The following is a 20,840-nucleotide window of genomic DNA, read 5'->3' on the forward strand; positions in this document are numbered from 1 at the left end:
GACTAGGGAAAAATGAATATATTCAAAATATTATTTTTAAGTATCATTCTTCTTTTGATTAGCTGTAATCAAGAGAAGAAGTCTAATAGTAAAACTATAAGTTCGAAAGAAGAAATTATTTCGAATGATAATATCCATACAAACAATCAAGAAGATACAATTGGAATAAACAAAAAAATGACTCAAGAAAGAAATTTGCGATTTCTGTTTTATGCAAATGGTGGATTAATTGGTTATTTTAACGACGGAACAATTTCCGGTTGTCCAAGCTGTGATTTAAACAAGGATAATATTACATCATTATATACTAAAGAACCTCACGCTCAATACAAAGTAGAAAAAGGTTTCTTAATTTCTGAATTGAATGATTCTATTTTAATAGATTCTATGACTATAAATGAATGGGCTATAATCGAATATGAGAACCAAGTGAATAACCCTAAATCTAAATTGGCAAATGAATTTGTTAACGGCTATTTGAAAAATAGTATGAAAATGAACGAAGGATTGGGAATTATTGAATGGGTAAAATCTAACAATCTCTCGACAATTAATTTTAAGTCAAGTTTAACTCAAATAATTAACCAAGCCTACGAAAGGGATCCAGAATATGGCTTAGGATTTGACCCAATTTTAGATGGTAATGATTTTCCTGAAAATGGCTTTCAACTTGAAAAGATTAAACCAAATTCAAATTTATTGATTTTTAGTGGAATTGATTGGAAAAACTATAAAGTTATAGTGAAAGTTAAGAATGAAAATAATAAATGGTTAGTTGATGGTTGTGGGATTGTAAACATTCCGAATTTGGAACAAATAATTAAATAAGACTACAAACTACAATTACTATTATTCTTATGCAAAAACGTTATTGGTAATTATAAAAAAAGCTTCCAAAATGAAAATACTATCTAAATTATTTTTTGTAATCATCATTCTTTTGCAATCTTGTGAAAAAAAAGAAGAAAAGCATGAATCAATAAGTAAGAATGAAGATAGTATAGTTGTTAAATCAAATCAGGATAATGTTTCTTTAATTCCAAAAAACAATGAAAAATTCAGCATAAAAGTGAAGCAAATTGATTCTGTAGAATACCATTCACAAAAAGAAAAAGTCAATTATAATCAAGAAAAAATAAAGAAAATTACAGATTTTCAAATAGCTAAAAAATTATTACAAAATCGTATCTTTTTTTATGAAGACTGTGAAACACAAGCTATTTTAAAAATTCGTTTTAGAAATGGAAAAGAAAAAGATTACTCAAATTATTATTATTATTTTGTCGCCTATTATCCAACAGAAGATATTCTACTAGCTGAAGGAGGCCACACTATAGATGTAAGTTTCAATTTAAAAAACGGAAATGAAACCCAGACAACTGGAAATCCTGATTATATTGTAGTTTCACCCAATAATGTATTCCGCTTAAATGGTTATTATAATGGTCAAGAATGTTCTTCCTATTTTATTCAAAAAAAAATAAATGAAGAGTTTGTAAAAGTAATTCCATTAGATGAAGAATTTCAGAAGGAAACTAAAATTTGGCTTTGTATTATAGGAAATTCATTTTGGCAAGACGATATGACTTTATTTGTGACAGAAGAGAGTAATTATTCAGAAATCGGACTAAACAAAAGATATTTTAAAATAAAAATTATTGAAAATTAAAGAATGTATTTTACTATTCATCAAATAAGGTATTTTCTATATGTTTTTGTAATTACTTATTTTTCATGTCAAAAAGATGAGTACTACTATCATGGAAAAGTAACAGATGACAATAATAATCCGGTTGAAGATGTAATTGTTACAGTGGAAAATTTTAAAAATAAAACAAAAACCGATAAAAAGGGGTATTTCAAATTAATGCATAATTCTGAATTTTTAGGAAATTTAATTTTTAGGAAAGAAGGTTATAAAACCGATACTATCCCAATTGTTTGGAGACAACATGGAGAAACTTTAAATTATAATTTTATAGAAAATGACACAACTGTTGTGCTATTAAAACAAATATAAGAATGAAGACCATAAAATCAGCATTGCATTATTTTATTTGGATACTATTATCTTTAGTAGTAGGCATTATTTATATGCGATTGCTTTTAGGGAGTCCTAGTAAAATTAATTATAAAGGATTTGATTATTTAATAGGAATATATTATTATCATGGATTAGTTTTTGTTGGAACTATTATAGGAATTTTTATAGCTGTTTTCTTTTTTATAATTGATTATTTTATTTTAAGAAAGAAATTAAGTAATAATTGGAATTCATTATTAATTAGAATTTCAATACTGTTACTAATTGCAATAATAGTTGGAATTGTTCATTATATTTTAGAAAAAGTTATTGATGTTATATAAAAATAAAAAATACAAGCTTTTAGTTATACTTTTCATTTTAGGGAATTTGTTTTGTCAAGCCCAATATCAAAGTGTTGAAGATTTTATCCCAAATGGATATGTTTTGTACGATACTATTTATGGCGATTTAAACAAAGACAAACTAGATGACTGTATTCTAATTGTAAAAGAAACCTATAAAGAAAACATTGTAACCAATCGTTTTGACGAAATAGTAGATCGCAATAGAAGAGGCATTATCATTTTATTCAAAAATGAAAACGGTTATCAAAAAGCAACTGAAAATTTAAATTGTTTTTCTTCAGAAAATGAAGATGGTGGGGCTTATTATCCACCACAACTATCTTTTGATGTAAAAAGAGGCAATCTTATTATACATTATGCTCATGGAAGATATGGTTGGTGGAAATACACCTTTAGATATCAAGATTCTAATTTCAAATTAATAGGGTATGATCACACAAATGGAGGAGTTGTAACAAATTATGAAACTAGTATTAACTTTTTAACCAAAAAAAAATTATATCGCAAAAACATAAATGAAGAATCAGAAGATAATGATGAAGTTTTTGTAGATACTTGGAGTAAGATTAAAATTGATAAACTACTCAATCTTTCAGAAATTAAAGATTTTGAAGAGTTAGAAATGAATTACTAAACAAACAAATCAAATTATGTTTATTCTCTTTCTTTTAGTTTTACTAATCTTTATTATCGTTCTACTTTTTGCAATTTACAAGGCAGTAAAATGGACTTTAAAAGAAAAAATCAGGCTTAAATGGGCGGTTTCCATTCTTACAACTTTGGTGTTAGCAATAGTAATAAAAAAAGTGTTTTTTACAAGAATGGAGTTTATTCAATCTAATGTGTATTCCAATTTATATATAGTTGAAAATCCAGTTAAAGACAAAGATGAACTTAAAACGGCAATTATTAGTAAGATAAAAGAACATCTAAAAACGAATCACAAACAAACCAAAAAACTTTCCTATTCTAATGAAACAGAGTGCATTTATTTTTATGAAGATGGCGGAATGACATTCGGTTTTCTTGGCGAAGCAGGAACAAGTTATTTTTTAGACCATGAAGAAGATTTAGGCGGATTTGTAAGCGAAGAACTAGGAATGTATCAACAATATTTAATGGCAGAGTTTTATTATGAAACGTTTTCAAATGAATTAAATTCAATATGTGGAGAATTCAGCTTTTTTTATGAAGGCGAATTTGTTAAAACAGATACTTTAGTAATAAAAATTGATTAAATAGGATTGTTACAAAAAACAACAATTCTATACTAATAAGCTAATGATACAAAATATTATATTTCAAATAAAATACGCATTTTCACAAATAAGCTTTAATCGAAGTAAAAACGTTACTGATAGATTAAAAATGTCTTTTGGTTCCTTAAAAGAACAATCTACTGATTTTAATTATATATCGAAATACTTTAGAAATAAAAATAATTCAAAAGCCTATCATGTAGTATCGGATAAAACCTGTAACGATTTGGATTTTGAAGATTTGTTTATGCTTATCGATCGAACGCATTCTAAAGTTGGACAGCAATATCTTTATAATAAACTTCGTACCGTAACAATAAACGAAAGTCAGACAACATTAGATGAAGAAATTATAAAAGAACTCACAAATAATGAGCAATTAAGAATTTCAGTTCAAAAAAGGCTTGAAAAACTAAACCATAAAGACGCTTATTACATTACAACCCTTTTTCAAGACGAACATTTACATCCACCAAAATGGTTTTTTATTATAAAAATATTGTCTTTTGCGAGTTTACTATCGTTAATTCTTGCTTTTTTTAACCCAATATTTTTCATTGTTTTAGCGGCATTATTCTGTGTTAATTTTGCACTTCATTATTGGAATAAAAGCAATTTAGTACAATATGTTGGATCTATCCCTCAGCTTTTAAAACTAAACAGTATCTCGTCTCAACTATATGGTGTTCCATTATTTAAAAAATTGAACCTTAATTTACCTAGCTCAATAAAATTGATAAATGAAGTTAAAGGGAAAATGTCGTTTTTTCAACTCGAAGCCAAACTACAAGGTGAATTTGAAATGATAGCGTGGTTCATTTTTGAAATTTTCAAAACAATCTTTTTATTAGAACCATTGCTGTTGTTTGGTGTACTAAAAAAGTTATCGACTAAAAGAGAAGAAATAGAAAATGTTTTTCAATTTGTAGGACATATTGATATGCTTATTTCGATAGCTTCCTTACGAAAAGGACTCGATACATTTTGTTTACCAACAATTACAACGGATAATACTATACAGGCAAAAGACATTAGTCACCCTTTAATATTTAATTGCACTACTAATACTATAACAATTGCCGATAAGTCGATTTTGCTTACGGGCTCTAATATGTCTGGAAAAACTTCTTTTATTCGTGCAATCGGATTAAATATCATTACTGGATTAACCATTAATACCTGTTTCGCTACTTCAATGGTATTTCCTAGATTGAAAGTGTTTTCTGCGATAAGAATTAGCGATGATTTAATGAACGATAAAAGCTATTATTTTGAAGAAGTGCTAACGATTAAAGAAATGCTTAAAGAAAGTAAAAGTGGAGAGAAAAACCTTTTTTTGCTAGACGAAATGTTTAAAGGAACAAATACGGTTGAACGTATAGCAGCAGGCAAGGCTGTTTTGTCTACTTTAAGTAAAAATAATAATACAGTGTTAGTTTCGACCCACGATATCGAATTAACCGATATGCTATCAAAAGAGTATGAATTATATCATTTTAGTGAAACGGTACACAATAAAACAGTAGGTTTCGATTACAAAATGAAAGAAGGGAAGCTGAAAAACCGAAATGCAATTCGAATACTCAAAATTAACGATTATCCAAACGAAATTATTCAAGAAGCTATAACAATTTCAAAAGAATTGGATAAACTATATCTCAATACAAATAATTCAGATGCCATAATAATTTGAAATACTGAAAATTAAAACCAATGAAATATTTTATACTAAATTTTAAATATCTTTTTTTTCTGCTAGTTCTTTTTACCTCTTGTAAGCATAATCAAGAAGAGAAAATACCAGAAATACCTGTCGTAGAGCAAACTGATAAAATTTCAAAAAAGCCTATTGAGACAGCAACAGAATTTAAGAAAGAATTTTTCAAACTCCCATTAAAAAATCTTCCTATTATCGATAGTACTTCATTTGACAGCTTTATTGAGGCGGAAGATTATAAAAATATTAATGCCGAAGCTTTCCAACTTCCATATATTTATAAAAATTGGTACAACGAAGACTATAACTTTAAAGCTATTTCAGGTTATCGTTTAGAATTTTCTAAAGATTTCTACACAGCTGTTTTAACTGTTAAAAAAGGTGATAATGAAATGGAAACAACTTTAATTAATTATGATTTAAAAGGGAATATAATTGATTTTAAGTTAATTGCTTACGATGAAATTGCAGAAGGCTTTTTTAAAACAGTTTCTAATATTGATAAAGATAAGATTGCAATAAAAAATATTGAATGGACAGATGAAGGGCATGAATCAACGGATATTTTTAAAATAAATTCTGAAGGAAAGATTATCATAATGACTAATGATGAAATATTAATTAATAATGTTATAAATCACCTCCATGTAGATAAACTGAAAATAAAAACAGATTTAATTGTTCAAAAATTCATAAAAGATTCAAATGAAACAATTGTTGTAATTCCAGAAATTGTTGAAGAAGGCGAAGAATATTTCGTATTAAACACGCATATTGTAATTTATAATAATCAAACAGGTAAAGTTACACATTCTTATTTTGAAAGCTCAAAAACAAACGATTGGGTTTCCGATGCGATTCGTTTAGGTTCAATAAATATTGATAAAAAACTTTACTTAGTAAAAGAAAATACAAATGCTTTTGGAGTAATCGTCGAATATTTTGGTTCATCAAGAGTTAATCCTTATTACAAAAAGATGTTATCATTATTTGTAAAAGAAAACGGGAAGTTAAGAAATATTCTTCACAATTATAATTTTGAAGAAAACACAGGCGAATGGAACGGCGCTTGTGAAGGTGAATTTCATGCTGAAAAAACAGAATTCATTTTTACGACAGACAAAACGAATGATTATTTCGATATTATAGTCAAAAAAACACTTACAAAAACCACAAATTTTGAAACCGAAATAGGAGATTGCGATTACAATGAAGAAATTAAAAGAGAAACAAGCGTTTTAAAATTTGATGGAAAACAATACAAATAATTAAAAAATCGTATAATGAGAAACTCATTCATTAGAGAAAAATCGAAATTGCTTTACATTGGTGTTAAGGTAATTACCCTTTTACTTTCAATTCTTTTTTATTCTTGTAAAGGTCAAGAAAATAAATTGGTTATTGATGAACCAGAAAATGAATTGTCTGATTCAATTATTAAAAAATCAACAAATGATAATACTTCTCAAAATACATTTCCTTTTTTAAATAATGATGTTCAAATAAGCAACGTAGTAAGAAAGATTTTTCAAGATAGTAAAGGAAATATTTGGTTTGGTACAGAAAATGGAGCTTTTGTTTATAATGGAGAAATATTGTTACCAATAGATAGTATTATAAGTGAGTTAGGGAAAGGTGTTACGATAAAAGATATTGCGGAAGCTAAATCAGGTGAAATTTGGTTCGCACATACTGATGGTATTAGCAGTTTTAATGGAAAAGTAGTCAAAAATTATTATAAATCGGACGGTTTAATTAGCAACGACGTGTGGTGTATTGAAACCGATTCAAAAGGGAATGTTTGGGTAGGAACCAGTGAAGGCGCTTGCGTTTTTGATGGAAAAAAAATTACTCCTTTTCAATTACCCGAAGGTGAAATTGACAAAGATTTTGGAATATCTACTACAAAAATGATTCATAAAATAGTTGAAGATAGTAAAGGTAAATTATGGTTTTGTACAAATGCCGGACTTTACTCGTATACAAACCAAAAATTAGAAAATGAATCACAGAAATTAGGTATTAAAACAAATTTTGTAAATGGTATTTACGAATCAAAAAAAGGAGGTTTTTGGATTTCTACTAAAGAAGGATTGTATAGATTAAATAAAAAATCTTTAGAAAACATTACCAAAGACAAAATTATACTCGGAAAAGGAATTGGAAGTGTATCTGAGGATAAACATGGGAACCTATGGTTAGTATCAAATCAACATGATTTATATGTATATGATGATAAAAACCTAACAGATATAAAAAAGGATGAAAACAATAAGCGACCAGTTGTTTTTCAAATTTATAATGATCAAACAAACAGATTATGGTTTGTTGGTTTTGGAGGCGCTTATAGGTTTGAAAACGATAAATTTATCAATATAACTAAGAATGGTCCATGGGAATAAAAGTTTAAGAATACTATAAAGATGAACTTTATAATTAACCAAGAAATAGCAAACTACGGACTTATTTTATCAATGGAATTTGGTGACTACTGGCTTAAGCCGATTAACGAAAGACTAAGCAAGAAGAATCCTGAATTATTACCAATTGAATTAGAAAAGTATAATAAACTTTGCAAAGAAGTCAACACCTTTGCAAATGATTTTATTCGAAAAAAACCTCTTAAGAATAATGGCGAACTGACCTTTTTACCTTTTGAAGACTTCAAACAAGCAATTCTTAAAAAATATACTTGGATAAACGAAGAAAATCTCAAACGTTTGTACAGTCAAAGCTGTTATTATGCTTGGAAATAGATTTGAAATTATTTTCCGTTACAATATCTTTTTCTCTTTATTTACAAGGGTTTGAAAGGGTAGAGGTGTACAAAAGATGTACTAATTTTAGTTAAAATAGGTTTTAATTGCTTCTGAAAAATAATTTATTTTTGTATTAGTTAAATTTTATAAAATCTAGTTAAGTTATATTATATTTGATAAGTAATAAATGAATTTATATTTTTTAATCTAATTCAAATGAAAATAAGACTAGTATTTCTTTGTATTATAACTTCAGTTAGTTTTGTTTTTGCACAAGTTTCAAAAAAAGAAAAAGTTATAGATTCCTTACATTTTGCAAATCAACATCAAGAATCTATTCGTTTGAGAAAAGCGCTAATATTAGAACTTAATGATAAAAAAGCTTTAGAAAGAAATCAATTAAAATTGAAACTTTCAGAATATCATGGTACAAATTCTTGGCAAGAAGGTCTAGCATTATTAGAATCTATTAAAGAAAATGTAATTACAAAAACTTTACTCTCTGATCAATATAAAGTTGAGTTTTACGGAAATTATTACCATGCCATAGCATATGCCAATCAAGACTGGGAAAAATCACTCAAATTTGCCAAAGAATTTTTGTATAAAGCACAAAGCAATGAATTACAAGTATCTTTAGCTAAACAAACTGAGGTAGTATATGATATTGCTTATATTTATGGAGAAATAAATCAACCTTTTGATGCTATAAATTACTACAAAAAGGCTGAAATTTTGTACAAAAAGGAAGGTTTAAATCAAAGTAGCGATATGGCATTATTATACAATAACTTAGGTTATGAGTATTCAAAATTATCAAATTTTAAAAAATGCAATGATTACTATATTTTAGCAACGAATATTTGGGAAAAAAATTCGCTTGAAAATTCAAATTATTTAGCAACAGCTTACAATAATTTAATTTATAATTTTATTCCTTACGGAGAAATTAAAAAAGCTCAATTTTATTTGAGAAAACTTAAAAACATTGCCAAAAACATAGATAAAAGTGATCAAGATAATTATGAAAGAATACAATTAAGTATTTTGCTTAATGCGTTAAAAATTGATGCTTTTAATAATAATGTTAATTGTTTAAAAACTTACAAAAACCTAACAACATACTTTAAATCAGTAACTAACAAAGAAAAATTTATTAATTATTATTCTACAGCAAATAATGTTTTATTAAGCTTTTTAATTGAAAATAAAAGAAATGTAGAAGCAGAAAAAATAGCTTATGAAACCGAAGCTTATTTAAAACAATACGCTTACAATGAAGGTTTGTTGGTTCTGTATTCTCATATAGTTGTTCTAAAAAAGAATAAAAATGAGTTTGAAAGTGCGCTTTTTTATATTGATGAGGCACTTAAAATTTCTAATAAAACAATTAAAGGAAATCAGGCTGGTTTATATTTAAATAAAGGAATAATTTTAAAAGAGCTAGGAAATTCAAATCAAGCTGAGTTATTTTATAATAAATCACAGAAGATTTTAGATGAAGAAAAAAGTGCCGACATTGAAACGTTGTTATATTACACAGAAATTGCAAATTTCTATTTACAAAATTATGAGAAAAGTAAAACAACTAAAGACCTAAATAAGGCTTATTCTTCTTTTGAAAATTGCGTTAACAAGTTCAATTCAATTTACAAAAACGGTTTGTTTAACTCAAATTTAATTGATTATTTAGATTATATTCACGAAGGTTTGTTCAAAATTGCTTTATACGATGTTTCTAAGCAAGAATCGGTTTTAAATTATATTGAAAATACCACTTCAAAATATTTATGGTCTAATTTTATTAGAAATAATTCAACAAAATCTTTATTAAATTTAGATGAGAATTATACTTTACTTCAAAATTTAAATGCGGAAATTGCACATTATAAATCTAGTATTCAAATAGAAAATGAAAAAACAACTCCTGATTCTTCTAAAATTGATGAGTTTAAAAACATAATTTTAGAATTAACTTCTCAAGCAGAGCAATTACAAATAAAATTATCTAATTCAAATAGTAATTATTCTAATTTATTTGAATCGAAATATACAACTTCAGAATTTACAGCAACACTACATTCTGATGAAACTGTAATTAATTATTTTCCAACTAAAGAAAATATCTATGTAGTTGTGTTAAATAAAAACGGTATTCAAAAAATATCTAAAATTGCTAACAAAGAAAAAGTGTATGAAAAAATTCTTAATTATAGAGAAGCCATTTTAAACAAAAAGGAGTTTTCTTATTTAAGTTCTCAATTATATGCAAGCTTGTTAAATAATCAGCCTTTAGATTCTAATAAGTTAACCATAATTTCTAAAGGAGTTTTAAGCTTATTACCTTTTGAAAGTTTGTTAAAAAACAATAAATTTTTAATTGAATATTACGCTATTAATTACGCTTCTTCTTTAACATTATATTCCCTTCAAAGAACTCTTAAAACCAAAAATGAATTTAATTTAGCCGTTTTTAATCCAAATTATATAAATACTAATTTTTCTATTTTACCATTTGCAGAAAAAGAATCATTATTTCTTAAAGATAAATTTAATGCTGCTTATTTTTCTGATGATTTAGCGACAAAGAATAATTTTTTCAGTAATAAAGAAGCTTATAATATTTATCACTTAGCTATGCATGCTAAAGTTGATAACCTACATGAAGATGCCTCAAAATTGATTTTCGGAAATGATAATCTTTATTTTTCTGATTTATATGCTCAAAAATTACCTTTAGATTTAGTTGTATTAAGCGCTTGCGATACGGGTTTTGGTAAAAACACAGAAGGAGAAGGAATTATGAGTCTCTCTAGAGCATTTACTTATAGTGGAGTGGCTTCAACCATTCATAGTTTATGGCAAACTCCAGATAAACAAGGTTCTGAAATTATACAATATTTTTATAAATATTTAGCAGAAGGTTTAACTAAAAATGAAGCTTTGCAAAATGCAAAAATTGATTTTTTGAAATCGACAAAGGCAGATGAATTGAAGCATCCTTATTATTGGTCTGGATTTGTATTAAGTGGAAATCCAAACGCTTTAGTTTCTAAATCTTATACTATATTATATCTTGCCTCGGGAATTCTATTTTTATTGATAGTTTTGTTTTACTTAAAGCTTAGAAAGTAATTCTTCGGCTTCAGTATTTTTAAATGATTTTTTCTTAACAAGAGTTTCTAGTTTTTGTCTTGCTACGCTTTTATTGTTTAATTTTAAATAACATAACGCTTCAAACCATAAAGATTTTTCAAGATATTCATTTGATAAATTTGTAGATTCAAATAGTTTTATCGCATCTTTATGTTTGTTTAATTCCATTAAACAAATGGCTTTATAAAAGAGTATATAGTCTGTTTTAGTAACCTTTAAAGCGTTTTCAAATAAGTCATTTGCTTTATTGTATTCTCCTAAATCATAAGCAATAAAAGCTTCTTCAATTATTGTTTTTTCGTTTACATCACTTCTTGTGTTTGAAATTACAGTATTTGGATAAGGATCAAAATAACTGTTATATAATTCATTATTATTAGTATTATTAAACATAACAAACCATAAAGAAAACATTACTAAAAAGATAGCTGCATATTTAAAATAGCTTTTCAAATAAAAAACAGGCGTTTTAGCTTCAATTTCAAATTTTTGAATTTCTTTTTTAATTTTTTGTCTTTCGGCCAATTTTATAGCATTCTTTAATTCCAAATGAAATTCAAATTCTGCTTTAAATTCAGCATCTTGGTTTAATTTTTCATCAAACAATAATTGTTCTTCAGGAGTTAAATTATTTTCAAAATATTTTTCAATTAATTCGTTCATTTCTTAAGGTTTAGCAGTTTTTTTAAATGCGAAATACATCTCGATTTTTGACTCTTCAACACATCTTTATTTTCATAATTTAAAATGGTTTGTATTTCATCTAACTTCTTGTTTTCAAAATAAAATAAATTTAAAATTTTCTTACACTGATCACCAAGTGTTTCATAAGCCTTTTTTAAAGTTACTTCTTTACTATTTAAAACATCTTCATCAGTAGTAAAACCTTCAAAATCATTTACTTCAATACTATCAATGTCTTCTAGTTTTATTTTTTTTACTGATTTTAGGTAATTGAAGATCATAAATTTACCAATTCCTATAAAGTAAGTATTGATACTACTTTGTAAATCATCAATCTTGTTCTTTCTAACATTTTCAATCAAAGCGACCATGCTATCTTGATAAATATCAAGTGCAACATCTTCAGGTAATTGATATTGATTAGCAATTTTAAAAAAAGATAATTTATTATCTAAATAAATCTTTTTTAACAAAGCTTCATCATTATTTTTTATGCGTTCAATTATAGATTGATTACTCATTAGTAGTAAAAAAATGTTTTAGTAAACTTAAAAACAAAAATAATTATTTAGGGTTTACTTTTTACTTTTTATTATACAAATGGAAGAATTTAAATAACAACTATATGAAAAAAATTCTTCTAATCTTAAGTTTTATTAGCTATTTCAATGCTTTTAGTCAAAGTGTTGAAATAGATTTTAATCAAGACGCTATTAAAAAATTAAAGGAAGAACCTAGTTTGTTCTTGAACAATTTTGAAGACCAAAAACTTATTGGATTTATTTGCGATGGTCTAAAACGACCAATTGAGGTAAGATTATTAGTAAAAATTTATTCTGAAAAAGGACTTTGGAAGGAAGCTACTTCAGAAAGTTTCAAGATTTTTCCCGGAAATATTTTTTTCCCTGGAAACATTTTCTTTCCTGGAAATATTTTTGAAAAGCTCCCAAAGGGAAGAGGCTTAATTCTTTTTGATATAGAATTGACTTCAACGGAACAATTATTCCTTTTAAGAAAATTACCAAGTAGAATTCCAATTGTTTACAATAACTAATTATTATATCATGAGACTAAAAATTTTAATGTTATTCAGTTTTTTACTTATAAATATTAATGTAAATGCTCAGTTTTTAAAAAAACTAGGAGATAAAGCTAAAGAAGCTACTGAAAGAGCTTTAGAGAGAAAAACAGAAGAAAAAGTTGAAAAAACAACTGAAGAAGCTGTTGACGAAGTTTTTGAAGCACCTAAAAAAGTAACTAAGAAGAAAAAAATAAAGAAAAAATCTAATAAAGATTTTCAAGCAGAAACATCTATTGAAGAATCACAATTTCCAGGCAATATTTTATCTGGCGAAGCTAAATATGAAGAGACATACATTTTTCCTGTAACAGCAACTATTGAAGTTGAAGATGTAAATGCCAACCTGAAGAAAACCACAATGAAACAAGCTTATGGAAAACAGGCCTTGTTAACTGAAATGGAAAAAAATGGTGACCCTATAATAATAGACATGAAAAATCAGTCGGCCATTTTGTTGGATATCAACAAAGGTGTAGCTCAAGTAATGTCTTTGGAGTGGATGCAAAAAATGATGGGAGACCAAAGTATCACTTCTGAAGACATAGCTGATGTAGCACCTAAAGTAAAGAAAACTGGAAAAACTAAAGTGATGAATGGCTATACGTGTCATGAATACAATATTACTTATGAGGAAGGAAGTATCAACGCCTGGTATGCTCCTGATGTAAAATTTGAATACCAAGATTATCTGCGTGGTATGGCCAAAATGTTCTCCAAAAAGAAAGAAGAGAACCCGATGCAACTATTAAATACAGATTATGGCTATGTTATGGAAATGACCTTTTATAACAAAAAAAATGTAAAACAAAACTCCATGAAAGTCATTGCTTTAGAAGAAAAAGTTAGAATGATTACCATGAACAATTTTAAAATACAAAAACTATAAAATGAAAAACATCTATTTACTACTAGTAATTATCCTATGGCTCACAAGCTGTCAAGACGCTAAAGATAAAGCTACAGAAAGTGTTACAAATTCAGTAATTAAGAAAACCTTAGACCAAGCAGGTGTGGCTTCAGAAAACATTGAAAGAGCCAATCAGAACCAAGCTTATGTTGATATAACTTATGACGGAAAACCTCTTTTTACTGAAGAAAAAAAATTCAAAACAATCATGAATACGGCTGGTAAACAAATGATGGTTTTCTCGATTGATAGTGAAGATTCTAAAATCAATATTTCTTTTTCGGGCTTACAAAACATGCTTGATGTAAAGCCAATAATAGGTCAAATCGAAAAGGGAAAATTAGAACCCAAAGACGCTAACGGAACAGTGGTAAGCATTACTATGGCTAAGGAAAATGGATTTGCCTATACTTTGTTGGAAGGAGTAGCAACAATATCAAAGATAAATCAAGATGAAGTTATCTTGGAATTTGAAGGAAAAGCAGGTGCTTTTTTGGATGCCAATGCACCAGAAAACTGGAAACCTATAGCAGGAAAGATAGTGAGTAAGTACCCTGTTATGAATTTTATACAAGTGAAAAAAGAAGACATATACTATTAAATAACTATCCATAAAAATGAGAAAAAAAATAACAATTATCGCGATATTGCTTGTTACAATGCTACAAGCACAAAATTTTACCGGAACGTGGAGCACCACTTTCGGAGACCTTAAATTGATCCATGAAGGTAGAACTGTGTATGGAGATTATGGAACCAAAGGTATCATAGATGCAATTCAAACAGGTTCAACGATTAACGGAAAATTTACTAATGCAGGTAAAGTTGGAGTGTTCTATTTCAAATTGGCTTCAGACAATAAATCCTTCACAGGTGAATGGAGATGGCAAGGAGATACTACTAATAGAGGCAATTGGACAGGGACATTAAAATCGGATGCTTTTCCAAGTCTAAAAATGGATAAATGGACTGGGAAGTATGAGTTTAAATCATATCCAAGCGGATTTACTAAAAAACTTAATTTACAACAAAAAGGATTCAGTTTAGAAGGCAAATTTGAAGATGGAAAGTCCTTTATAGGTAAACTAAGTAACGATTTAAAAACAATTTCTAATGCTTCGCTTTATCATGGCAACACCCTTTATAATATCACCACAGGTATTATAAAATCTGAAAACAGTGAACATATCACGGTTTGGTATGGAGATATCAAAGCGTCTAACACATCGACGACAACTAAGTTTTCAGCAAAGTTTCTAAAACCGATGACGGTTGCAGAATTTAAGTCTTTGACTGGTGTAAGTACTTCCTCAACTACAACTTATAAAACGGATACAGGAGGTTTAACAATGACATCTCAAGGATTAGGAACATCAACAAGTATAACAACAAAAACAGAAAAAGAATTACGTTATAGGTTAACATTAGATAGGATTTATATTTTAAGTGTTGAAGACGGACCAGAAGGTATTTTTTCAGGATATGAGCTTTATGGGATTGCTTGGTGCAGAGCCTATGATAGCAATGGTAAACAAATTAAACCTTTTGATGTAACGTATTCTGATCAATATGGAAGATTCTGGGAAATTAAAGCTAAAGATTATATTAGAACAGATTTGAAAGTTGGAGCTCAATATGAAATTAATAAAAAAATAACCTTTGATATTCCAATAGATGGTTCAAAAGATATTCAAGAAGTTCTAAAGAAATCAAAAATTGAACTTACCGTAGAATTAAAAGATTATGATTCTGCAAGTTCAAATGATATTTTAGGAAAAGAACGCGTTACTCTTCCACTTAATGAAGCACTTATTTCAAAATTAGGAAACAATAAATTACCTCAACCAACCCAAAAAGGCGTAATAAATATTAAGCACGGAACTCGAGGTCACATTATGGTCACATTTTATATTGAAAAAATCTAATATTAATAAGTACAAAATGAAAAAAGTAATCATAATTCTATTTTTTATAACATTAGAAGTAACCAATCTTAATGCGCAAACACCATGTTCAAATTTTGAAAGTTCTAGATTTCAAACAACCTTAGAATTGTTCGAAGATCTTAGAAATAATATCGTACAAAATCAAGATAAACTAAAAGATATTAGACAATGGGCTAGAAAAAACAATAAAGCGGAAATAGAACTTGTAACAAACCGACTGGAATATTGGGCAAAGAAATATATTCAGTTTTCAGATAAATATGCAAAAACGGATTTAGAATTGGTTTGTAAAAAATTAACTGATGAAATTTACTATATGTATGATTTTGGAGCTTTAACCTCCTTTTTTTATTACTACAGAAATGATACTTTATTAAATATTGATTACTCTAAATATAAATAAAATAACAAAATAAAATGAAAAAAAGTCTATACCTATTAATTTTGGTTGTACTTGTTAGTTGTAACAACAAAACAGAAAACAACACATCAGAAAACAAAAAAAACGTCACAGAAACTTCAGAAAACAAAGTTGTGACTCCCAAAAATCCTTGTGATTTATTTAATACTGATCAACTCGTTAGTGTTTTTGACATCAAAAATGCCTCAACTATTGAGATGTATGCCAGAGATCAATATGGCTCCAAAAAACAATGCCAGTTTATATGGACTGAAGAAGAAGGTTCTGTTGCTGGAAGTCAAATAATGATAGACATCACTTCAAAAACTGAAGATATGGGCGCTACCTTTGCTAGAATGTTAGAGTTGGATTTGCAAAATGGTTTAACTGCACGAGAAAACAATGAAACTATAATCATAAAACCAACTGTTTTAGAAAATTTTGGAGACTTTGCTTACCATTGGGAACAACATAGCTTTCAAAGCGTTCAAAAAATAACATTTCAAGTAAATAATGAGTACAGAGTTGACATTACTTACAATGCTCATAAATCTATCAATGCTTCAAAAGACCTTATCAAAAGCAAGCTTATTGCGATAGGAAAAACAATCAAACAAAATCTTTAAATTATGAAAACTATTTTTAAAATTACCTTAAGTGTACTGACAATTCTCTTTCTTTCGTGTTCTAATGATGATGATACTACTAACACAGAAACACCTCAACCTGAAAGCAAACTAACGAGTATTACATCCTCACAAGGTGTAACAAATACTACCACAACATTTGCTTACAATGCCCAAGGACGATGGACTTCAGGAGTTAATCGTTTCAATCAAAATTACACTGTAAGTTACAACGTTGATGGTAAAATTACAGCTTATGAAGTTGAAAACACAACGCCTATTACCTATGAATATTCAGTAAATGGAGGAGCTTTCAATGGTATTTTGGCAGATACTTATGAAACTGATGTTGTTTATAATAATTTCAAAATAACAGGATTAGATTTTTATGACGGAAGCCTTGCAAACACTTTTGACATTACTTATGATGCCAATGGTAACATTGAAACCATTACAAACAACGATGAGTCCATCAGAAATAAATTTATTTACGATACACAAAATAGAATTATTCGGGTGGAAGAATATTCTGCTTCCAACCCAACAGCACCTTATGAATTATATACTTATACTGATTATGAGTATGAGGAGCATAAAAGTCCGGTATATGCATTTTTTAAAACGCAGCTAGATTTAGGGCAACTTATTTTTTCTCCTGTTGATATCTATCCATTTTATAGTCGTCTCTTTTCATATTCAGATTTTGGATACAATTTGTATATACTACCAGAATATCACATAAAGACTTTAAAAAAGTATAATACTATCAATACCACAAGTCCAGTCTTTGAAGTTTTTATGAATTATACATTAGAGAATAACCAAGTTACATCATTTACTACAACTTCTGTTTATAATGGAACAACTAATTCAGAAACTACAAGCTATACTTATGAAAACTAAATTTTTGCTGCTACTGCTTTTATCTTGTTTTACTGTATTGGGACAAGATATAGATAACGCACAAGATCATGAATTGTTGACGCGTTATCCAGAATCTAAAATCATCTATTATTTTCAAAAAGATTACAACGAATTAAAATTTGCTGTTAAGTCTGGAAAACCAGAAAAAGAACCACAAAAATGGTTAGAAGTTTCTGGACATCAAACTTCCATTGTTTATGAAATTCCTTTAGGGAAATCTACTGTTGAAGTCATGAAAAACTACCAAGATGCTTTTAAAGCCAATAATGCTGAAATTTTGTTCCAATGTAAAGGAGGTGAGTGTGATGGTACAAACGCATGGTATAGTGCTAAATTTTTTGAGAAAGTGTATGGGAAAGATAATCGTCAAAGTAACGGAGAAATCTCACACTATTATGATTTCGGAAATTATCATGTATCACAACGCTACATGGTTGGTAAAATAACCACTGCTGATAAGGTGTATTATGTTGAAATAGGAATGACACCTACTTACGATGGCAAACCTGTAAAGGTTTGTGTGGAGGTAATTGAACAAGAAGCATTACAAAGTGGTTTGATTACTTTAAATGCAGATGTGATTAAAGATAAATTAGAAAAAGAGGGTAAATTAATATTAGACGGTATTTTATTTGATACTAGTAAAGCTACACTTCAACCAACTTCTTTTTCAGTAATTGAAATGGTTGGCGACTATTTAAATCAAAATCCGAAAGTTAGAGTATATATTGTAGGACATACTGATGATATAGGCTCATTAGATTCTAATTTGCAATTATCGGAAGATAGAGCAGGAGCTGTCGTAAGTGCATTAATGAATAATTATGGCGACTTTGGAACAAGATTAACGCCAATAGGTGTTGGACCCGCTTGTCCAGTTGCTACTAATGAAACTGAAGATGGTAGGATGAAAAATAGAAGAGTGGAAATTGTATTAAAAAAGAAATAAGGTTAGTTTTTTAATATTTAGGGTTTACTTTTTTGTTGGTTTTTTACTAACGGACAAAGTAAACCCTATTTTTATGAGAACAATTACATTTATCTTATTTTTTTTAATCACGTTTTTAGCTAATGCACAATACCAATTTGAACAAGTAGCCGATATTTGGACAGGTACAAACAACAGTTCACCAAGAGATTTTGTAGAGTATAATGACGAAATTTATTTTCGAGCAACAAATCAATATCAAACAGAACTTTATAAATCAAATGGTTCAGTGGGAAATATTCAACTGGTAAAAAATATTAATGGTGGCGCTTCATCTGTACCAACACCATTATTTGTTTTTAATAATCTATTATTTTTTAAAGCAACCACAACTGCAGAAGGCGAAGAGCTATGGATAACTGATGGAACAGAATTAGGTACCATAATGCTAAAAGATATTTGGTTAGGAAATGCAAGTTCTCAAGTTTTTGAAACTCCAAATCCTTTGAAACAATATTTTATAAAAAATAGTGAATTGTATTTTACAGCAAGAGATCAACCAGCTGCTTTTTCACTTTGGAAAACAGATGGAACATCAACAGGAACTGTAAAAGTCTTTGATCCAGTTGGTTTTGTTTTTGGAAATGAATTTATTGAATTTAATGGAAAATGGTATTTTACAGGTAGAAATACAGATGCTATGAATCCTGAATTGTATGTTACAGATGGAACTGAGGCTGGGACAAATTTATTTGCTGAAATTAATCCGAATACAAGTAATACTCTTGCCGCAGGTTCAAATCCAAGACATTTTCAAGTGTATGACGGCTATTTATATTTTGCAGCAGATAATGGTACAATTGGTGAGGAGTTATATAGAACGGATGGAATAACAGTTGAATTAGTAGCCGATATTTTTCCAAATAATTTAAATCCAGCTTTTGGTAAAAGCAGTTCTCCTAATAGTTTTTATATTTTTAATAATGATTTATATTTTGTTGCCAATACTTATGATGCAGGTCTAAATCAAATTTTAGGAAGAGAATTATTTCGTTACAACACAACAGAAGGCCTTGTATTTATTAAAGATATTTTTCCAGGGAATTTAAATGGAAGTTTGACTTATGAACGTAACTATTTCTTTGAATTAAATAACGAACTTTATTTTGCCGCTTGCGATGGTAGTAATGGAACTAATGTTTATGAAATTTATAAGACAGACGGCACTAATTCTGGAACAGTAAAAGTAGTTGACTATTCAGCTTTGGGAAACACAAGTTTTTCTTCAGGATTAATAAATAGCAAACAGTATACTATTATAAATAATAGAATGTATTTCAATCATGGAAGTCAACAAATTTGGGTTACGGACGGATCAAACTCTGGAACTCAACAATTAACCAATACAGGGTTGCCAAATGTTCCAATCTCTAATTTAAATTTTAAACCAATAAGTTTAAATAATAGTATCTATTTTGGTGCAAATTCAGCTTCAAGTGGTGTTGAGTTATGGAAATTAACTGAAACTGCTTTAAGTAATAGTGATTTTGATTTAGGTGATAATAAAAATTTTATTTATCCTAATCCAACAAAAGATGTTATCAATATAGATATTCAAAATAATGATGTTATTACTGAAATTTATGATGTTTCAGGAAAATTAATATTAAAATCTATAGATAAGAAAATTGATATAAGCCATCTTAATAATGGAGTCTATTTTTTGAGATTAACTTATGACAATACTTATCAAGTTCATAAAATCATAAAGCAATAAAAAAGTCGGGCAGCTGCCCGACTTTTTTTAAACATTAATAAATTATATTTTCTTTCTATTTTCCAATACAATATTTTACTTTTCTTTATTTATAAGGGTTGAAAGAGGGTAGAGGTGTACAAAAGGTGTACTACTTTTAGTTAAAATATGTTTTAATTGCTTCTAAAAAAGCATTATTTAGTTTATAATAAAATGTTATTTATAATAAATACCTTATATGTAATATATAGAAATTGAAAAACTTTTTTAATGATTTTAGAAATTGTTATTGAGCTTACAAATTAG

General features: G+C 27.9%; 22 protein-coding genes. 20 read left to right on the top strand and 2 right to left on the bottom strand.

What is annotated here, in order from left to right; translation table 11 throughout:
• The first annotated feature begins 12 nt into the window (after positions 1 to 12).
• The 11 genes from KK2020170_RS09215 (at position 13) to KK2020170_RS09265 (ending at position 11,261) form a co-directional block, all read left to right on the top strand.
• The gene (locus KK2020170_RS09215; protein ID WP_221258047.1) at positions 13 to 828 is read left to right on the top strand and encodes a hypothetical protein; all 816 of its coding nucleotides are present in this window, start codon (positions 13 to 15) and stop codon (positions 826 to 828) included.
• Positions 829 to 898: 70 nt separating this feature from the next.
• Positions 899 to 1,669, top strand: coding sequence for a hypothetical protein (locus KK2020170_RS09220; RefSeq protein WP_221258048.1), 771 nt, complete (start codon positions 899 to 901; stop codon positions 1,667 to 1,669).
• A 3-nt stretch (positions 1,670 to 1,672) separates the two neighbouring features.
• The gene (locus tag KK2020170_RS09225) at positions 1,673 to 2,020 is read left to right on the top strand and encodes a carboxypeptidase-like regulatory domain-containing protein (RefSeq protein ID WP_221258049.1); all 348 of its coding nucleotides are present in this window, start codon (positions 1,673 to 1,675) and stop codon (positions 2,018 to 2,020) included.
• Positions 2,021 to 2,022: 2 nt separating this feature from the next.
• A complete protein-coding gene (locus KK2020170_RS09230; protein WP_221258050.1) occupies positions 2,023 to 2,367 on the top strand; it encodes a hypothetical protein in 345 nt (114 codons plus the stop codon).
• Positions 2,357 to 3,025 carry a hypothetical protein gene (locus tag KK2020170_RS09235; RefSeq protein ID WP_255567305.1) on the top strand — a complete coding sequence of 223 codons (669 nt, stop codon included), beginning with the start codon at positions 2,357 to 2,359 and terminating at the stop codon, positions 3,023 to 3,025. The genes KK2020170_RS09230 and KK2020170_RS09235 overlap by 11 nt, the downstream gene beginning before the upstream one ends.
• A gap of 187 nt (positions 3,026 to 3,212) precedes the next feature.
• Positions 3,213 to 3,629: a hypothetical protein gene (locus KK2020170_RS09240; protein ID WP_221258051.1), complete on the top strand. Its 417-nt coding sequence runs from the start codon at positions 3,213 to 3,215 to the stop codon at positions 3,627 to 3,629.
• A gap of 43 nt (positions 3,630 to 3,672) precedes the next feature.
• The gene (locus KK2020170_RS09245) at positions 3,673 to 5,343 is read left to right on the top strand and encodes a MutS-related protein (protein WP_221258052.1); all 1,671 of its coding nucleotides are present in this window, start codon (positions 3,673 to 3,675) and stop codon (positions 5,341 to 5,343) included.
• 20 nt (positions 5,344 to 5,363) lie between these two features.
• Positions 5,364 to 6,635: a PA3715 family protein gene (locus tag KK2020170_RS09250; RefSeq protein WP_221258053.1), complete on the top strand. Its 1,272-nt coding sequence runs from the start codon at positions 5,364 to 5,366 to the stop codon at positions 6,633 to 6,635.
• A gap of 15 nt (positions 6,636 to 6,650) precedes the next feature.
• Positions 6,651 to 7,769 (top strand): ligand-binding sensor domain-containing protein, encoded by a 1,119-nt coding sequence (locus tag KK2020170_RS09255; protein ID WP_221258054.1) that lies wholly within the window; start codon positions 6,651 to 6,653, stop codon positions 7,767 to 7,769.
• A 21-nt stretch (positions 7,770 to 7,790) separates the two neighbouring features.
• Positions 7,791 to 8,123 carry a hypothetical protein gene (locus KK2020170_RS09260; RefSeq protein WP_221258055.1) on the top strand — a complete coding sequence of 111 codons (333 nt, stop codon included), beginning with the start codon at positions 7,791 to 7,793 and terminating at the stop codon, positions 8,121 to 8,123.
• Between the two features lie 219 nt (positions 8,124 to 8,342).
• A complete protein-coding gene (locus KK2020170_RS09265; protein WP_221258056.1) occupies positions 8,343 to 11,261 on the top strand; it encodes a CHAT domain-containing protein in 2,919 nt (972 codons plus the stop codon).
• Here the strand turns inward: KK2020170_RS09265 and KK2020170_RS09270 are convergent.
• Together KK2020170_RS09270 and KK2020170_RS09275 are read right to left on the bottom strand one after the other, a co-directional pair.
• Positions 11,244 to 11,945: a tetratricopeptide repeat protein gene (locus tag KK2020170_RS09270; protein WP_221258057.1), complete on the bottom strand. Its 702-nt coding sequence runs from the start codon at positions 11,943 to 11,945 to the stop codon at positions 11,244 to 11,246. The two genes, KK2020170_RS09265 and KK2020170_RS09270, sit on opposite strands and share 18 nt — an antisense overlap.
• The gene (locus KK2020170_RS09275) at positions 11,942 to 12,487 is read right to left on the bottom strand and encodes an RNA polymerase sigma factor (protein WP_221258058.1); all 546 of its coding nucleotides are present in this window, start codon (positions 12,485 to 12,487) and stop codon (positions 11,942 to 11,944) included. The genes KK2020170_RS09270 and KK2020170_RS09275 overlap by 4 nt, the downstream gene beginning before the upstream one ends.
• A gap of 104 nt (positions 12,488 to 12,591) precedes the next feature.
• Between KK2020170_RS09275 and KK2020170_RS09280 the strand changes: the two genes are divergently transcribed.
• The 9 genes from KK2020170_RS09280 (at position 12,592) to KK2020170_RS09320 (ending at position 20,555) form a co-directional block, all read left to right on the top strand.
• On the top strand, positions 12,592 to 13,020 hold the full coding sequence (locus tag KK2020170_RS09280) for a hypothetical protein (RefSeq protein WP_221258059.1): 429 nt from the start codon (positions 12,592 to 12,594) through the stop codon (positions 13,018 to 13,020).
• A 10-nt stretch (positions 13,021 to 13,030) separates the two neighbouring features.
• Positions 13,031 to 13,933, top strand: a complete 903-nt coding sequence (locus tag KK2020170_RS09285; protein ID WP_221258060.1) for a hypothetical protein — start codon at positions 13,031 to 13,033, stop codon at positions 13,931 to 13,933.
• 1 nt (position 13,934) lies between these two features.
• Positions 13,935 to 14,555 carry a hypothetical protein gene (locus KK2020170_RS09290; protein WP_221258061.1) on the top strand — a complete coding sequence of 207 codons (621 nt, stop codon included), beginning with the start codon at positions 13,935 to 13,937 and terminating at the stop codon, positions 14,553 to 14,555.
• Positions 14,556 to 14,571: 16 nt separating this feature from the next.
• Positions 14,572 to 15,879: a hypothetical protein gene (locus KK2020170_RS09295; RefSeq protein WP_221258062.1), complete on the top strand. Its 1,308-nt coding sequence runs from the start codon at positions 14,572 to 14,574 to the stop codon at positions 15,877 to 15,879.
• Between the two features lie 16 nt (positions 15,880 to 15,895).
• Complete coding sequence (locus KK2020170_RS09300; RefSeq protein ID WP_221258063.1) at positions 15,896 to 16,303, top strand: hypothetical protein; 408 nt, start codon at positions 15,896 to 15,898, stop codon at positions 16,301 to 16,303.
• A gap of 14 nt (positions 16,304 to 16,317) precedes the next feature.
• The gene (locus KK2020170_RS09305) at positions 16,318 to 16,926 is read left to right on the top strand and encodes a hypothetical protein (protein WP_221258064.1); all 609 of its coding nucleotides are present in this window, start codon (positions 16,318 to 16,320) and stop codon (positions 16,924 to 16,926) included.
• A 3-nt stretch (positions 16,927 to 16,929) separates the two neighbouring features.
• The gene (locus tag KK2020170_RS09310) at positions 16,930 to 17,829 is read left to right on the top strand and encodes a hypothetical protein (RefSeq protein ID WP_221258065.1); all 900 of its coding nucleotides are present in this window, start codon (positions 16,930 to 16,932) and stop codon (positions 17,827 to 17,829) included.
• The gene (locus KK2020170_RS09315; protein WP_221258066.1) at positions 17,819 to 18,799 is read left to right on the top strand and encodes an OmpA family protein; all 981 of its coding nucleotides are present in this window, start codon (positions 17,819 to 17,821) and stop codon (positions 18,797 to 18,799) included. The genes KK2020170_RS09310 and KK2020170_RS09315 overlap by 11 nt, the downstream gene beginning before the upstream one ends.
• Before the next feature lie 73 nt (positions 18,800 to 18,872).
• The gene (locus KK2020170_RS09320) at positions 18,873 to 20,555 is read left to right on the top strand and encodes a T9SS type A sorting domain-containing protein (RefSeq protein WP_221258067.1); all 1,683 of its coding nucleotides are present in this window, start codon (positions 18,873 to 18,875) and stop codon (positions 20,553 to 20,555) included.
• Positions 20,556 to 20,840 lie beyond the last annotated feature (285 nt).

Origin of the sequence: Flavobacterium okayamense (genome assembly GCF_019702945.1) — a bacterium.
GTDB lineage: Bacteria > Bacteroidota > Bacteroidia > Flavobacteriales > Flavobacteriaceae > Flavobacterium > Flavobacterium okayamense.

Bases quoted from the DNA above. Each gene is read 5' to 3' on its own strand.
- KK2020170_RS09215 (WP_221258047.1), top strand. From the start codon at position 13: ATGAATATATTCAAAATATTATTTTTAAGTATCATTCTTCTTTTGATT.
- KK2020170_RS09220 (WP_221258048.1), top strand. From the start codon at position 899: ATGAAAATACTATCTAAATTATTTTTTGTAATCATCATTCTTTTGCAA.
- KK2020170_RS09225 (WP_221258049.1), top strand. From the start codon at position 1,673: ATGTATTTTACTATTCATCAAATAAGGTATTTTCTATATGTTTTTGTA.
- KK2020170_RS09230 (WP_221258050.1), top strand. From the start codon at position 2,023: ATGAAGACCATAAAATCAGCATTGCATTATTTTATTTGGATACTATTA.
- KK2020170_RS09235 (WP_255567305.1), top strand. From the start codon at position 2,357: ATGTTATATAAAAATAAAAAATACAAGCTTTTAGTTATACTTTTCATT.
- KK2020170_RS09240 (WP_221258051.1), top strand. From the start codon at position 3,213: ATGGAGTTTATTCAATCTAATGTGTATTCCAATTTATATATAGTTGAA.
- KK2020170_RS09245 (WP_221258052.1), top strand. From the start codon at position 3,673: ATGATACAAAATATTATATTTCAAATAAAATACGCATTTTCACAAATA.
- KK2020170_RS09250 (WP_221258053.1), top strand. From the start codon at position 5,364: ATGAAATATTTTATACTAAATTTTAAATATCTTTTTTTTCTGCTAGTT.
- KK2020170_RS09255 (WP_221258054.1), top strand. From the start codon at position 6,651: ATGAGAAACTCATTCATTAGAGAAAAATCGAAATTGCTTTACATTGGT.
- KK2020170_RS09260 (WP_221258055.1), top strand. From the start codon at position 7,791: ATGAACTTTATAATTAACCAAGAAATAGCAAACTACGGACTTATTTTA.
- KK2020170_RS09265 (WP_221258056.1), top strand. From the start codon at position 8,343: ATGAAAATAAGACTAGTATTTCTTTGTATTATAACTTCAGTTAGTTTT.
- KK2020170_RS09270 (WP_221258057.1), bottom strand. From the start codon at position 11,945: ATGAACGAATTAATTGAAAAATATTTTGAAAATAATTTAACTCCTGAA.
- KK2020170_RS09275 (WP_221258058.1), bottom strand. From the start codon at position 12,487: ATGAGTAATCAATCTATAATTGAACGCATAAAAAATAATGATGAAGCT.
- KK2020170_RS09280 (WP_221258059.1), top strand. From the start codon at position 12,592: ATGAAAAAAATTCTTCTAATCTTAAGTTTTATTAGCTATTTCAATGCT.
- KK2020170_RS09285 (WP_221258060.1), top strand. From the start codon at position 13,031: ATGAGACTAAAAATTTTAATGTTATTCAGTTTTTTACTTATAAATATT.
- KK2020170_RS09290 (WP_221258061.1), top strand. From the start codon at position 13,935: ATGAAAAACATCTATTTACTACTAGTAATTATCCTATGGCTCACAAGC.
- KK2020170_RS09295 (WP_221258062.1), top strand. From the start codon at position 14,572: ATGAGAAAAAAAATAACAATTATCGCGATATTGCTTGTTACAATGCTA.
- KK2020170_RS09300 (WP_221258063.1), top strand. From the start codon at position 15,896: ATGAAAAAAGTAATCATAATTCTATTTTTTATAACATTAGAAGTAACC.
- KK2020170_RS09305 (WP_221258064.1), top strand. From the start codon at position 16,318: ATGAAAAAAAGTCTATACCTATTAATTTTGGTTGTACTTGTTAGTTGT.
- KK2020170_RS09310 (WP_221258065.1), top strand. From the start codon at position 16,930: ATGAAAACTATTTTTAAAATTACCTTAAGTGTACTGACAATTCTCTTT.
- KK2020170_RS09315 (WP_221258066.1), top strand. From the start codon at position 17,819: ATGAAAACTAAATTTTTGCTGCTACTGCTTTTATCTTGTTTTACTGTA.
- KK2020170_RS09320 (WP_221258067.1), top strand. From the start codon at position 18,873: ATGAGAACAATTACATTTATCTTATTTTTTTTAATCACGTTTTTAGCT.